Raw genomic sequence first — 13478 nt, forward strand, 5'->3', positions numbered from 1 at the left:
GAATTGAATGAAATAAAAATAAAATATACAATAAAAGGATGGAGAGAAAGGGGAGAAAGACATGTTACGATTTGATCATCTTGTTCACGCAGTTCATGGTACACCGGAGGAAGCGGCAAAACAAATGCAGGAACTTGGATTTCATACTGTATTAGGCGGAGAGCATACGAATTGGGGTACTTGGAATAGTTTAAGTTATTTTGATTTATCATATATAGAATTTTTAGCAGTTCAACATGAAGAAAAAGAGAAAGAAGCAGAAAATCCATTAGTACAAGAAACAGTGGTGAAACTACAAAATGGAGAAGGAATGCTACAAATCGCGATCCGAACAGATGCAATTGAGGAGCTAGCAGTTAACTTTAATAAGTACGGCTTACATACGATAGGGCCATTTGAAGGGAAACGCATGAGAAAAGATGGCCGGCTTTTAGAATGGAAAATGTTATTTGTTAGGCAAGAAGAGAACGGACCGAAATTACCTTTCTTTATACAGTGGAATGAAACGGACGAAGAAAGAAGAAACGATTTACGTAACAGTAGGACGATCACTGAACATAAAAACAAAGTGCAACAAATTGAAACGATTTATTACGCAGTAAAAAACGTTCGAGAAACAGTACGGAAATGGAAAAAAGTAATGGGACTATCTACAAGTTCAGTTGTGAAAAATGAAAAATGGAATGCTGAGAGTCAAAGTGTAGTGTTTGGAAATATTCATGTGCAGTTTTGTGAACCGATTGGAGAAGGGCTAGTACTAGAACATTTGAATAAGAATGGCGAATATCCATTTGCAGTAGAGTTTAAAGGTGGAAATAAACGAGAGCATGAAGTGCTAGGTAGTTTGTACATATATTAATAGAGGTGAACGTTGTGGAAGAAATGCTTAGGGAGATAGAGAGAATACTAGAATGGCCTCGTATTGTAAAGTGTACAGCTATTTCAAAAGGTTTCTCACATGAAGAGAAACATAAAATAGAATTAGAAAACAAAGTAACATATTTTGTAAAAGTATGTGATACAGTTCATTTTGAACGTAAACAAGAAGAATATACGTATATGAAACGATTAGAGTCATTACATATTCCAACGCCTAAGTTAATTCATTTCATAAAACTTGAGGAATTAAATAAATGTGTTCAAGTATTTGAATGGACCCGAGGTATAAATGGTGAAGAAGGTTTAACGAAGTTATCGGTGGAAGAACAGTATAAGGCAGGAAGAAAAGCAGGGGAAGTATTAAAGAGGATTCACTCAATTGAAAGAGAAAGTGCAAGTAATAAATGGGAAACATCTAGATGGAATAAATACGAAAGATACATAGAGGCACTAACAGATTACGAGGTGAATTTTCTGGATTTGAATCCAATATTAACCTTTGTAGAAAATCATAAAGATTTATTGAAAAATCGTCCAATAAGATTTTTACATGATGACTTCCATCCAGCAAATAGTATGATTCATAATAAGGAGTTTATCGTTATTGATTTTTGTGGATATGATTTTGGCGATCCAATACACGATTTTTATAATGTAGCGATTTTTACTACAAGAATAAGTAAACCATTTGCGGTTGGACAAGTTCACGGTTATTGCGGAGGCGAACCATCGCTTCATTTTTGGAAACTCTATACATTGTACGCCGCGATGACATTCCCAGCGGATATCGTTTGGACGAATCGAAGTACGCCGCATTTAGTAGATGATATGAAGGAAAGATTAAATGGAATATTAGAAGAGCATAATCATTTTTCATCTTATATTCCAAAATGGTATCAATCAAGCGAATGTAATAAATAAAGGAGTAATTTATATGGATAAAATAGCAGTAATTTCAGATATTCACGGTAATATTCAAGCATTAGAATCCGTGTTGAATGATATTAAATTAAGAGGAATCGAGCGCATTATTTGTCTTGGAGATTTAGTAGGAAAAGGACCTCATTCCAGTGAAGCAATTGAAATCATTCGTAAAGAATGTGAAGTAGTCGTAATGGGAAACTGGGATGATTTTATTACAAAGCCGACTGAATTTGAAGCATTAAAATGGCATCAAAAACAATTATCGGAAGAACAAAACGACTATTTAAGAAGCTTACCATTTTCAATCGAGTTTTATATGAGTGGAAAACTCATTCGTATGTTCCACGCCTCACCGAGAAGTTTATATGAAAGAATTCAACCACACGCTTCAAGAGAAGAGCGTATTAGTATGTTCGAAAATAGTGATCTGACAGAAAATATAGAAGGAGAAAGAAAACCAGATGTCGTTTGTTACGGTGACGTTCACCAAGCGTTCGTTCAAAATTTCAGAGGGAAAACGTTATGTAATGCCGGCAGCGTAGGAAACCCACTTGAAATAACGCAAGCTTCCTATTTAATATTTGAAGGAACTTACAATGAAAAAGAAGCAGCGAGCTTTTCTATTCAACTTGTACGAGTACCGTATGATATTGAATTAGCTATCAGACTAGCAGAAGAACTCGAAATGCCAGAAATTGAAGAATACAAACAAGAATTACGGACTGCTTTATATCGAGGGTTTAAGGGGAAGTAAGCTAATAATATATCAACGATTTTTCAAATATATCTATCATAACTTAAAATATATCAACGATTCGACAAAGGATATCGATTTACCGACAAATAGTGACATGGATTGTTACTTATAATTACATTATGTAAACTAATTATAAAGGGAGATATCATGAACCGAAAACAACGAATCAAAGAAATTGCAGATCATATTGTAAAGCTAAACTTAACCTATCCAACAAGAGTTGGAGTAAGTGGTATTACAGCATCAGGAAAAACAACATTTGCAAACGAACTAGCGGAAGAAATAAAAAAACGAGGATTACCAGTAACACGCGCCAGCATTGATGATTTTCATAATCCAAGAGTGATTCGCTATGCAAAAGGAAAAGAATCTGCAAGAGGGTATTATGAAGATGCACACGATTATACAGCTTTCAAAGAAAGATTATTAATGCCTTTAGGACCTAACGGGAATTTACAATATGAAATGATTTCTCATAACTTAATAACGGATATGTCTGTACATAATGAGCCGCTATTGGCCACGCAAAATATGATATTAATAGTAGATGGAACGTTTCTATTGAAAAAAGACGTTGCGTATTTATTTGATTACAAAATCTTTGTAGATACAAATTTTGAGATTGCGAGAAAACGTGGTGCTAAGCGGGAAACTGAAGCTTTTGGAAGTTATGAAGAAGCAGAGAAGATGTTTTTGAACAGATATCATGCGGCCTGTAAGTTGTATATAGATGAGCATAATCCGAAAGAAATTGCAGATGTTTTATTTGAAAATAGTAAATTTGATGATCCAGTAGTTCTATTTAAAAGACATTAATACAGTTTATATAGGGGGAATGAACATTTGTTTAGATGGTTTCAAAAAAATAATAAAGTGAATGAAGAGAAGGATGGACAATATTTAGAAATCAAAAATGAACAGATAAATGAACAGTTAAAACAAAAAATAATGGAACTAGAGAGTATAAGTGAAGACATTTGCAGTAAGTATCAAAAAATATATGAAGAACGTTTTGCGCAAAATGGTAAATTAAATTTGAAGCTGTCAATTAAAAGAGATATAGACGGTGATGAATTAGAAGAACTAACATCTAAGAATTGTTTAGAGTATGAATATAGATCAGAAATTAATTTTGAATATGATGCTTCAAAATCATGGGAAGTCTGTACTATTTCGCTTTGGTATTATTACCAAGGATATCGAAAAAGTAGTAGCATAGGAACACTTTATAGCGGAACGATTAATGAATTAGAAGAAGAAGTTAAAGCAACATTGGAAGAACTGTTACATAGTGAAGATAATTAATGATTCCATTTTATATTGCGTTAAGAATGGGTTTAATTTTATGATACTAATAGGGAATAATTTAGGAAGAGAAATTTAAAGGGGATAAAAAAATGACAGAAGTACTAGAACTAAAAGAAGAACTACTACAAATTAAAAATAATAATTATGCTGTACCAGAAGACGTAGATGCATATCCATATGCGCAGTGGATGCTAGATTATATCGGATCACCAGATGCTGAATTACGTGATGATTTAATTTATAGTACGCTTCATACATGGATTACAAATGATGTGTTTAGACAAAAAGAATTACGAGGGTTAATGCTACAAGCAATTAGTCCTGATTATTTATTTTATAAAATTGGTGAAAAGGGAACAGACTCTGTATTTAAACGTGCATTCTCCGTATTAATTCCACCACTTATTTTATCTGTTCATGAAAGAGAACCGTTGTTATCGGAAGAACAATTGTACAGTGTGGCAGAACAAGTGTTGGAATATGTATATTTAGAAGAAGATGTAAGGGGCTACGTAGAAGGAAAAGGCTGGGCACACTCTACTGCACATGCAGCAGATGCGCTCGATGCGTTAGCACGTACAATTCAAAATCGTGAGTTTTCATATGCGATTCTTGCGGCTGTTCGTCAGAAGGTTCGATTGAGTGATTACGTATATGTACACTTTGAGGATGAGAGATTAGTAAAGCCAATTATGTCGTTACATAACCAAAAGCTTTTAACTGAAGAAGAGTGGAGCAATTGGCTACATAGTATAGCAACTGTTGAGGACATCCGACATCCGCAGCATGCTATTTTAGTACAAAATATTAGATCGTTCTTAAGAAGTTTATATTTCAGAGTTTTAGAGACAGAGGGTAGTACAGCCTTTACAGATGATATATTGGAGACTTTGAGGGGGTTGCGTAGGTATTAAAATAATCCATAATTAGAAACAAAGAATACATGTTCATTTTGAAAAATTTATTAGAAATTTATTTTTACATTGTACCCTTTTAGTGTAGGCTGAAAGGGGTGTCAAATGAAAAAATTATTAAAGTCAGTGAAAATAATATTTTTAATATGTATTAGTATGATTTTCTTTGGAACAGGAGCTGTATTTATATATCATAACTATCAATTAAAAATGGAATCGGAATTAATGAACAATGAAGGCGAACTTGTTAATTTCGATAATAAAAAATTGAATGTTTATAATGAGGGGAGCGGGGAGGATACGTTTGTATTTATGGCCGGATCTGGAATTGCCGCTCCTGTTTATGAATTGAAAGGCTTATATAGTGAATTTTCGAAAGAAAACAAGATTTCTGTAATTGAGAGAGCTGGTTATGGATACAGTGATGTTTTTCAAGATGAGAGAGATATTGATACGATATTAGAACAAACAAGAGAAGCGCTTATTCGAAGTGGAAATAAACCACCATACATCTTAGTACCACACTCTCTATCGGGTATAGAGGCTATTTATTGGGCACAAAAATATCCGGGTGAAGTAAAAGGGATTATTGCATTAGATATTGGTTTACCTAAACAGTACGTAACTCATAAAATAGGCATGGTGGATTCATTAAAAATAAAAGGGATGAATATTTTAACGAAAATTGGTTTTCAGAGATTAGCTCCCTCTATTACTTATAATCCCCAGGTCATTAAGCAATCCTTTTTAAACGAACAAGAAAAAGAAATTTATAAAGCGCTTACATACAAAAGGGCTTTTAATGATGATATGAAGCAAGAACTTTTACAAAGCTATAATAACAGTAAAAAATCAAATTCCTTATCAATCCCAAAAGAAACACCTATTTTATTTATAGATGCAATTGCTAGGCAAAATAAAGATTCAAAGTATACAAAGCAAAAAAATAAAGATTATAAGGAGTTTGCTAGCGAGTTATTAAGAGCAGATGTGAAAATAATTGAAGGCACACATAGTATTTATTTATACGCTCCTGATGAAATATACAAATTTGCTATGGATTTTATTAATAATAAAGTAGTTAAGAACTAAGCTATTGCTATTATAGCGATGAAAGGTCTACATAATGAAAGTATATAACATATTAATTGTTGAAGACGATTTAATTATAGGGGATTTATTACAAAAAATTTTGCAGCGCGAGAAGTATAATGTGTATTGGGAGAAAGAGGGAAGGAAAGTTCTTGATGTAATTCATGAAATTGATTTAGTCATAATGGATGTTATGTTATCGGGAGAAGATGGTTATCAAATTACAAAGAAAATAAAAAATCTAGGATTAAATATTCCGATTATATTTCTATCAGCTCGGAGTGATATGGATAGTAAACTAAAAGGTTTGACTATTGGGGAAGAATACATGATAAAACCTTTTGACCCTAGAGAGCTGTTGTTAAGGATTCAGAAAATGTTAGATAATCAATATGGTACCTTCACGCAAATTAACCATTTATTTATAGATGCAGAATATAAAAGAGTTTTTATAAATGGTTTGCGTAATGAAGTTGCTTTTACAGCAATTGAACGTAAAATATTCTTCTATTTATATGAAAATAGAGATAGAATTTTATCGAAAGAGCACTTCTATGATTACCTATGGCAACTCGAAGATAGAAATCAAAATATCATGAACGTACATATAAAGAAAATCAGAACCAAAATTGATGATAAAACAGGTGATATTATTCAGAACATATATGGAGAAGGGTATAGATTAAATACCTATATGAAGAAATGAACTTAAAGAAAAAATATCAGTTACTATTATTCTCCGCTATTATTAGCGTACCACTGTTATTGTTGTTGATTAGTATCTTTGTATCAGTTATTTATAATGCTGTCTTTAAAACTAAAAATAAGAACATCCCTTTTCACGAATCCTATGCATATCCTACTATGTTAATCATATTTTTGTTATCATTATTAGTATTAGCTTTTGTATTTTCAAGGTCGATTAACACCGTATTAAATAAAATTAATATATTAAATCAAACAATTCGAGATTTGGCGAGTGATAAAAAAATCCCTAATATAATAGATGTTAAAAGCGATGATGAAATGGGAGAACTGATTAAATCAGTAAACTTGCTTATAGAAAGAACAACTTATCGAGAATTGGAACTACAACAACAGGAACAAATAAAAAAGGAACTATTAAATAAATTACGGCATGATATTAATACACCCTTAACAGCGGTCAGATTACAATTATATTATTTAGAAGGTGAGTACAAGGAACAAGCACCAGTACTTGAATCACTGTATGAGCAGATACAATATATAAGTGATTTAACTAACGAATTTAATATGCAATCTACCGAAACCTTAGAGAATACTTATATTGTGCATGATGAAGTGAATATACATAATTTAATAGAAAATATGATTAAAAAATGGAGCTATTTGTATAACATTCATAAAATTGAATTAGTATATAATCCACAAGATAAAGAGTTGATATGGAATAGTAATGAGTTATGGATTCAAAGGCTATTTGATAATATTTTTCAAAATATCCTTAAACATTCAAAAGCTAAAAAACTTAAAATCATTATAGATGAAGATATTGTTTATTTTAGAGATAATGGGATTGGGTTCGATATAAATAGTAAAGGAACAGGACTTGGTTTGAAAAATATTGAAGATATATCAAAGATGTTTGATATAAAATACACTTTACAATCAAATAGTGAGGGGACAATGTTTTCATTTGAAAATACTAAAGTTTAGAGAAAATTACATAAAACCAATACCTCCCAACCATACTAATAAAATGTGTTGGAGGTGAGTTTAATGGACAAAAAAGATTTTGAAAAAGTGTATAATGATTATTTACATCAAGGGGAAGAGCAAGCTCAATTTGAAATAGCTCAGGAAGTTACTTCAGGAGCAGAACAAATTGTTGCTGTTCGTAAAAATGATGAAGGTGATTTGATTGCTTTTAAAACAAGTAGCGGGAGAGAGTTAGATTATATGACTGCTCTTAATGAAGCGAAATCAGGGAAGTTAGCTCATGTGGACGTATTTCATAAGTATGGCAGAGATATTATACGTAGTGAACCGGATGGAATAAAAGAAAATAACTTAGATAATTTACCTTCATTTTAAACGGGTAAACCTCAAGAAGAGAATGTTCATTTGGATATTCTCTTCTTTGTTTTGCGAAGTTTTCCTAGCAAATAGACGATTCATTTTTAAAGTGCGATCATACTTTTAAAGAGCGCTCTAAATTTCTCTTTATCTTCTGCTGTAAATGGTTTCGGTCCTTTTGTACGCTTACCACTTTTTCGAACCATTGCACTTAAATATCGTGTTTGTAACAATTGTTCAATGTTATCATTCGTATACTTATAGCCTTTATGGTGTAGTACGATACAGCCTTTTGCTAAAGCGAGCGAAGCAAGACCGTAATCTTGTGTTACGATTAAATCTTCTTTTTTTGCTAACTGCATAATTCGGTAATCAGCAGCATCTGCTCCGGAATCAACATATATTGTTTCCACACCTTTCGGCTGCTCTGCATTAGAATAATGAGAAAAACTAGTAACGAGTGTAACAGGAATTTCCGCATTCGTAGCTTCAAAAATAATTACATCTTTTACAGGACAAGCATCTGCATCAACGTAAATTTTCATTTTTATCACTCCTATAAATAGGTTCGTGTTGATAATAATGGTAGATTTAGGTTTTGTCAAACGAGAAAGCTTTATTTAAAGTTATTTTCACAAACCAAAATAGCCTCCCGCAAACGAGAAATACCTTCCTCAATTTGATTAATATTCACTTTTCCATAAGATAAGCGTATATAACCATCTTTTGCGCCGAAAATACTACCTGGCATAAAAGCAATTTCTTGTTTTAAACTTTGCATAATAAGTTGTTTTTCGTTTATCGGTTCTTTTAATTTTCCCCATATGTATATTCCACCGGTCGGATTTGAAAAAGAGATTTTATCATGAAGTTGCTCGTTTAAGGCGCGAACGATAACGTCTCTTTTTTCTACTAGTTGTTTTCGTAACGGTACGATATGCGACTGAAATGGTACAGTTTCAAAAAATTGTTGCATAAGCCACTGCGGGAATATGCTCATACCTAATTCCATTTGGTGCCTTGCGTCGGATAATCTTTCTACTACAGACTGCGGGGCAACGAGCCAACCAACTCGTAAGCCTGGTGCAATCATTTTTGATAAAGAATGTACATAAATGACAGTTCCATTTTCATCAATTGATTTCAAAGTAGGGCAAGGTTGTTTCTTTTCTAGCGTAAGTAAACTAGACGGATCATCTTCCACAATCGCAATTCGTAAGTCTGCACAAAGTGATAATAGTTTTTTTCTACGGTTTGGATGAAGCATCGTTCCCGTAGGGTTTTGGAAATTTGGATTTAAAAAGATCATTTTAATACGGTGTTTTCTATATAACTCCTGTACATCGTCTGGATTAATGCCGTGTTCATCGACAGGTAATGGGAAAATACGAATACCTGCTGATTGGAATAACGGCAAGGAATAACAGTGTGAAGGACTTTCGAAAGCAACAGCATCACCTGGATTTAATAAACATTGCACGATAAGGTGAAGTGCTTGCTGTGCGCCAGATGTAATCATAATGGATTGTTCAGTCGCCTCAACTTTTAAATATTCCTTCATATATTTTACGACCGCTTGTCTTAGCGGGAGATAGCCTTGCGGATGATCGTAACTTAATGAATGCGTTAACGGTTGTTCACGTAAAATCGCTTGTAGTTGATCGTGGGGATAAAGATTACAACCGAGCTCTCCGTTTGCAAAATCAATAATGTTTTCATTTTGTTGTACTTCTGCCCGAATATGGCGAAGTAACGGTAAGTTTGGTAAAAACGTACCACCTTCTACGAAATTTCTCCAGTTGGGTGTTAATGTTGGAGAAACGCCCCACATATGTGTACTTACACGTGTACCTTTACCAGTGGTACTTTCTACAATTCCCATCGCACGAAGTTCATTATAAGCAGTCGTTACTGTACTTCGGTTTACATTTAATTGCGTAGCTAATTTCCGTTCTGAAGGTAGGAAGCTTCCTGGAGGAAGTTCTCCGTATGTAATGCGTTTTTCAATAAAGTCAACAACTTGCTGATAAATAGGGATTTTACTGTCACTATCTAGTTTCCATTCCATAAAAAACGCCTCCGTATCTCTTATATACATCAAGTATAGCAAATTGGCTGGGTAAAAAAACAGCCAATTGGACGGTGTTATATCCAGCCAATTTTACTATGCTAAATAGGGAAGGGGAGATTCGGATGAAACGATGGCAAATGGAATGGCTCCTAGTATCAGTTGCATTAGTATGGGGAGCAAATTATACAATAGGAAAGTATGGAGTGGCATTTATGTCATCCATTCAATTTAATAGTTTACGATTTTTAGTAGCATCACCGGTATTATTACTTATCACTTTTATGATGGAACGCTCATTACGTATTGAAAGAAAAGATTGGCTACGATTAGTAGCAGTCGGTATCGTTGGTACGACAATGTATCAAACGATGTTTATGCTATCTGTGAAATATACTTCAGCAACGAACGCCTCATTATTAATTGCAATGTCACCTATTTTTACAGGGATATTAGCAGTATTGCACAAACAAGAACGTTTTTCGATGAAAGTACAAATTGGTTCAATAGTGGCCTTTGTTGGTGCAGCATTCGTTTTATTAACAGGGCATACAGGAGGAGCTACTTACGAATATGCGTGGCTCGGAAACATAATTGGATTAGTCGCAGCGATTGCGTGGGGATGGTACCCAATATTAGCGCAACCTCTTATAACAAAATATTCCGCAATGAGAGTCACATCTTGGTCAACTTTAATTGGAATTGTACCTCTCGTTGTATATTGTTTATTCAACGTAAACACATTAACGTGGCCAGTAGACATGCCAAGCTGGGGGTCTCTAGCATATTCAATTGTCTTCGCGACAATCTTCGGACTTGCAATGTGGTATGTCGGTATTAGTAAAATAGGCTCAACGAAAGTAATGGTTTATATGTATCTTGTACCATTGTTCGCAGTTATCTTTGCGGCAGTAACTATTGGAGAGCAAATCAATATGATGCAACTGGTTGGCGGACTTATTATCTTTGTGGGTCTATATGTTGTAAAAAAAGGTGGAATCAAAAAGCCAGCTCTCAATTTGAAAAAGGTAAGCTAACAGTAAAAATGATCTCTTTCATATAGAAGGAGATCATTTTTTGTTTCGTAATAAAAGCGCTTGTTCAACAGCCCATTTTTGATGATCATGAAGTAAATATTCTATAGCATGTAATGGAGACATCCACCGCAAAACATGATCTTCCTCACAGTTTTCAGTTTGTGTCTGCACCATGTTCGCAATATAAAAAAATCCATCGTTTAAATAATATGTATCTTCTTTTTCCGCATAAAAATATCGCATTGCATTACCGATATATTGATTAATTTCAATTGCCCATCCTAATTCCTCTAGTAGTTCACGATGTAAGCATTCATCTTTTGTTTCGGTACCTTCCATACCGCCACCAGGTAAAAAATAACGGTCTCCTTTTTGGATAATAGCAATGTTTGAAGAAGTTGAGTTAAAAATAATTGCATAACAACTAGGTCGTAATACATATTGCTCAGTAGGCTTTTTATAACCAAAAATAAGTTTAGATATCATAAAATACGTCACCTCTCTATAAAATACACAAAAAGAATAATAAGGTAAAAATAGAATTGTATAAGTATAATCTTACGAGATTGGAGTGATAACAAAATGATAAATCGAAAGTGTTCGCGCTGTAAAGAAATTACAGGTACATTGCACGGTGGTAAAAAAATTAAGGAAGAATTTCTATGTGAGGACTGTTTACAAAAAGGAATTGCGAGCGGTGAAATCGAATTATCACAAATGGAGCAAGAACAAACTTCGTATCTTTCTATAAAAATATTAAAAATAATGAGTGTGATTTATTTAATAGCATCTATTTTAATGGCTTTTTCAACCGGTCCATTTATACATAATATAGGATTTGATGAAATGTCCATTTCAGGCCCAGAATTAGGTTTAATAAGTGTTGTTATGCTAGGTTCTTTATTCCAGTCTGTTCTTGTATTTTGCGGGATATGGGTATTAATCCTTTTAGTAGAAACAGTCATTAAAATTTATGAAAAAATGAAGTGAGTGAGAGGGAGAAACATATGCGAGTAAGAAACATCCAAGGGGAAGATTATGTAAAGATTCATTCTGTTTTAAATGATTGGTGGGGCGGGAGAGACATGGCTGCCATGTTGCCAAAATTGTTTTTCGTTCACTTTCAAGAAACGAGTTTTATCATTGAAGAAGATGGCGAAACGTTAGGTTTCTTATGCGGATTCTTTTCGCAAACGCATAAAGAGGAAGCGTACGTTCATTTTATCGGGGTAAATCCGAAGTATAGAAGAAGAGGAATTGCATCGACATTGTATTCGTATTTCTTTGATGTCGCACGTGCAAATAATTGTAAAGTTGTAAAAGCAATTACGTCACCAGTTAATAAAAAATCGATACAGTTTCATCAAGAAATCGGTTTTCGAATTGAGGCTGGGGATGATGAGATAGAGGGTGTATCGGTACATACAAATTATGATGGGAACGGCGGTAGTAGAGTTTTATTTTTGAAACATGTGTAAAAGTAGGCTAGCGAAAAGTTAGCCTTTTTGTTGTGAGGAGCTAGAAATATGGAGAGTAAACAAAGTAGAAATGAATACTTACGACGCATTTATAAAGTGCAAGATTATATAGAATCAAACATAAATGATTCACTTTCAATTGAAGAGTTAGCGGATGTAGCAGGATTTTCAAAGTTTCATTTTCATCGGATTTTTAAGGGGATAGTAAACGAGTCATTATCACGGTATGTAAACCGATTGAAGTTAGAAAGGGCAACACATCTACTTACATATCGGACAGATATGACGATTACAGATATTGCGTATCACTTCGGATTCACAGATTCAGCAGTTTTCTCCCGAACATTTAAAAATTATTACGGCGTAAGTCCATCTCAATATCGAAACGACAATAGCAAGAATTGCAAAGACGTAAGAAGAACTTCTCAATACAATGAATGTAAGAAGGTTCGAGGAAATGTTGAAATTGTAACAGCGGACGATATAAACGTCGCATACATAAGACATATCGGTACATATGGAGAGTTAACTATAGCTTTTCCAAAAATGATAGAAAAACTATTTCATTACGCAGCTAAGCAAAACTATCATGTATTTGATGATATTAAAGTATTAACCATTTACCACGATCATCATGAATTTACTGAGGACTATCATTTAAGAACAAGTTTATGTATAACAATTCCGGAGGCGTCCGCAATAGAAACGAACGACATAGGAATAATGGTAATACCTTCAGGCAAGTATGTAGTAGGACATTTTGAAATATTTCAAAATGAATATAAAGGAGCATGGGATTTCTTATACGGTGAATGGCTGCCAAATAGCGGATATAAACCGAGAGACTCGTATCCTTTTGAAGTATATAGAAATGATCCAAAGCAGCACCCGGAAAATAAACATATAGTTGATATATATGTACCTATCGAACCTTTTTAATTATAGGTTAAAGGGGAAGGAATA

17 protein-coding genes are annotated in these 13478 nt (G+C 33.6%); 14 read left to right on the plus strand and 3 right to left on the minus strand.

Translation table 11 applies throughout. The features are described 5' to 3' along the window. The first annotated feature begins 61 nt into the window (after positions 1-61). The 10 genes from DN404_RS26240 to DN404_RS26285 all read left to right on the plus strand — a co-directional run bounded on the left by DN404_RS26240 (position 62) and on the right by DN404_RS26285 (position 7950). The gene (locus DN404_RS26240; protein ID WP_149215634.1) at positions 62-859 is read left to right on the plus strand and encodes a VOC family protein; all 798 of its coding nucleotides are present in this window, start codon (positions 62-64) and stop codon (positions 857-859) included. Between the two features lie 14 nt (positions 860-873). After that, a complete protein-coding gene (locus tag DN404_RS26245; RefSeq protein WP_088363872.1) occupies positions 874-1800 on the plus strand; it encodes an aminoglycoside phosphotransferase family protein in 927 nt (308 codons plus the stop codon). A gap of 13 nt (positions 1801-1813) precedes the next feature. Then, on the plus strand, positions 1814-2557 hold the full coding sequence (locus DN404_RS26250) for a metallophosphoesterase family protein (RefSeq protein ID WP_000357659.1): 744 nt from the start codon (positions 1814-1816) through the stop codon (positions 2555-2557). A 150-nt stretch (positions 2558-2707) separates the two neighbouring features. Then, positions 2708-3376, plus strand: a complete 669-nt coding sequence (locus DN404_RS26255; protein ID WP_048656368.1) for a nucleoside/nucleotide kinase family protein — start codon at positions 2708-2710, stop codon at positions 3374-3376. A 27-nt stretch (positions 3377-3403) separates the two neighbouring features. Then, the gene (locus tag DN404_RS26260) at positions 3404-3865 is read left to right on the plus strand and encodes a hypothetical protein (protein ID WP_000490271.1); all 462 of its coding nucleotides are present in this window, start codon (positions 3404-3406) and stop codon (positions 3863-3865) included. A gap of 92 nt (positions 3866-3957) precedes the next feature. Then, on the plus strand, positions 3958-4782 hold the full coding sequence (locus tag DN404_RS26265) for a DUF2785 domain-containing protein (protein ID WP_048535712.1): 825 nt from the start codon (positions 3958-3960) through the stop codon (positions 4780-4782). Between the two features lie 105 nt (positions 4783-4887). Further along, positions 4888-5874 carry an alpha/beta fold hydrolase gene (locus DN404_RS26270; protein ID WP_048535713.1) on the plus strand — a complete coding sequence of 329 codons (987 nt, stop codon included), beginning with the start codon at positions 4888-4890 and terminating at the stop codon, positions 5872-5874. 34 nt (positions 5875-5908) lie between these two features. After that, on the plus strand, positions 5909-6580 hold the full coding sequence (locus tag DN404_RS26275) for a response regulator transcription factor (RefSeq protein WP_048535716.1): 672 nt from the start codon (positions 5909-5911) through the stop codon (positions 6578-6580). Beyond that, positions 6577-7572, plus strand: a complete 996-nt coding sequence (locus DN404_RS26280) for a sensor histidine kinase (protein WP_139849552.1) — start codon at positions 6577-6579, stop codon at positions 7570-7572. The genes DN404_RS26275 and DN404_RS26280 overlap by 4 nt, the downstream gene beginning before the upstream one ends. Positions 7573-7635: 63 nt before the next feature. Further along, positions 7636-7950, plus strand: a complete 315-nt coding sequence (locus DN404_RS26285) for a DUF3892 domain-containing protein (RefSeq protein WP_000358161.1) — start codon at positions 7636-7638, stop codon at positions 7948-7950. 86 nt (positions 7951-8036) lie between these two features. On the opposite strand, the gene DN404_RS26290 is transcribed toward DN404_RS26285, so the two are convergent. Both DN404_RS26290 and pdxR read right to left on the minus strand, forming a co-directional pair. Next, a complete protein-coding gene (locus DN404_RS26290) occupies positions 8037-8477 on the minus strand; it encodes a YaiI/YqxD family protein (protein ID WP_000708761.1) in 441 nt (146 codons plus the stop codon). A gap of 71 nt (positions 8478-8548) precedes the next feature. After that, positions 8549-10000, minus strand: a complete 1452-nt coding sequence (pdxR, locus tag DN404_RS26295; protein ID WP_006927573.1) for a MocR-like pyridoxine biosynthesis transcription factor PdxR — start codon at positions 9998-10000, stop codon at positions 8549-8551. 125 nt (positions 10001-10125) lie between these two features. Here pdxR and DN404_RS26300 point away from each other — a divergent pair, with 125 nt between their 5' ends. Further along, positions 10126-11037: a DMT family transporter gene (locus DN404_RS26300; RefSeq protein ID WP_149215635.1), complete on the plus strand. Its 912-nt coding sequence runs from the start codon at positions 10126-10128 to the stop codon at positions 11035-11037. Between the two features lie 33 nt (positions 11038-11070). Here DN404_RS26300 and DN404_RS26305 read toward each other — a convergent pair whose 3' ends face one another. After that, positions 11071-11523 (minus strand): NUDIX hydrolase, encoded by a 453-nt coding sequence (locus tag DN404_RS26305; RefSeq protein WP_074047552.1) that lies wholly within the window; start codon positions 11521-11523, stop codon positions 11071-11073. 96 nt (positions 11524-11619) lie between these two features. On the opposite strand from DN404_RS26305, the gene DN404_RS26310 reads away from it, so the two are divergent. From DN404_RS26310 to DN404_RS26320, 3 genes are read left to right on the plus strand one after another with little or no spacing between them, the layout of a single operon-like run. Beyond that, entirely contained in the window at positions 11620-12027 is a 408-nt protein-coding gene (locus tag DN404_RS26310; protein WP_048535723.1) for a DUF3980 domain-containing protein, read from the plus strand. 17 nt (positions 12028-12044) lie between these two features. After that, complete coding sequence (locus DN404_RS26315; protein WP_016122751.1) at positions 12045-12515, plus strand: GNAT family N-acetyltransferase; 471 nt, start codon at positions 12045-12047, stop codon at positions 12513-12515. 48 nt (positions 12516-12563) lie between these two features. After that, entirely contained in the window at positions 12564-13454 is an 891-nt protein-coding gene (locus DN404_RS26320; RefSeq protein ID WP_061113180.1) for an AraC family transcriptional regulator, read from the plus strand. Positions 13455-13478: the final 24 nt, after the last annotated feature.

This window comes from Bacillus sp. TE8-1 (assembly GCF_008368855.1).
GTDB lineage: Bacteria > Bacillota > Bacilli > Bacillales > Bacillaceae_G > Bacillus_A > Bacillus_A cereus.

Coding starts and splice junctions, on each gene's coding strand:
- DN404_RS26280 (WP_139849552.1), top strand. CDS start 6,577: ATGAACTTAAAGAAAAAATATCAGTTACTATTATTCTCCGCTATTATT.
- DN404_RS26270 (WP_048535713.1), top strand. CDS start 4,888: ATGAAAAAATTATTAAAGTCAGTGAAAATAATATTTTTAATATGTATT.
- DN404_RS26290 (WP_000708761.1), bottom strand. CDS start 8,477: ATGAAAATTTACGTTGATGCAGATGCTTGTCCTGTAAAAGATGTAATT.
- DN404_RS26305 (WP_074047552.1), bottom strand. CDS start 11,523: ATGATATCTAAACTTATTTTTGGTTATAAAAAGCCTACTGAGCAATAT.
- DN404_RS26275 (WP_048535716.1), top strand. CDS start 5,909: ATGAAAGTATATAACATATTAATTGTTGAAGACGATTTAATTATAGGG.
- pdxR (WP_006927573.1), bottom strand. CDS start 10,000: ATGGAATGGAAACTAGATAGTGACAGTAAAATCCCTATTTATCAGCAA.
- DN404_RS26255 (WP_048656368.1), top strand. CDS start 2,708: ATGAACCGAAAACAACGAATCAAAGAAATTGCAGATCATATTGTAAAG.
- DN404_RS26310 (WP_048535723.1), top strand. CDS start 11,620: ATGATAAATCGAAAGTGTTCGCGCTGTAAAGAAATTACAGGTACATTG.
- DN404_RS26250 (WP_000357659.1), top strand. CDS start 1,814: ATGGATAAAATAGCAGTAATTTCAGATATTCACGGTAATATTCAAGCA.
- DN404_RS26300 (WP_149215635.1), top strand. CDS start 10,126: ATGAAACGATGGCAAATGGAATGGCTCCTAGTATCAGTTGCATTAGTA.
- DN404_RS26320 (WP_061113180.1), top strand. CDS start 12,564: ATGGAGAGTAAACAAAGTAGAAATGAATACTTACGACGCATTTATAAA.
- DN404_RS26315 (WP_016122751.1), top strand. CDS start 12,045: ATGCGAGTAAGAAACATCCAAGGGGAAGATTATGTAAAGATTCATTCT.
- DN404_RS26265 (WP_048535712.1), top strand. CDS start 3,958: ATGACAGAAGTACTAGAACTAAAAGAAGAACTACTACAAATTAAAAAT.
- DN404_RS26285 (WP_000358161.1), top strand. CDS start 7,636: ATGGACAAAAAAGATTTTGAAAAAGTGTATAATGATTATTTACATCAA.
- DN404_RS26240 (WP_149215634.1), top strand. CDS start 62: ATGTTACGATTTGATCATCTTGTTCACGCAGTTCATGGTACACCGGAG.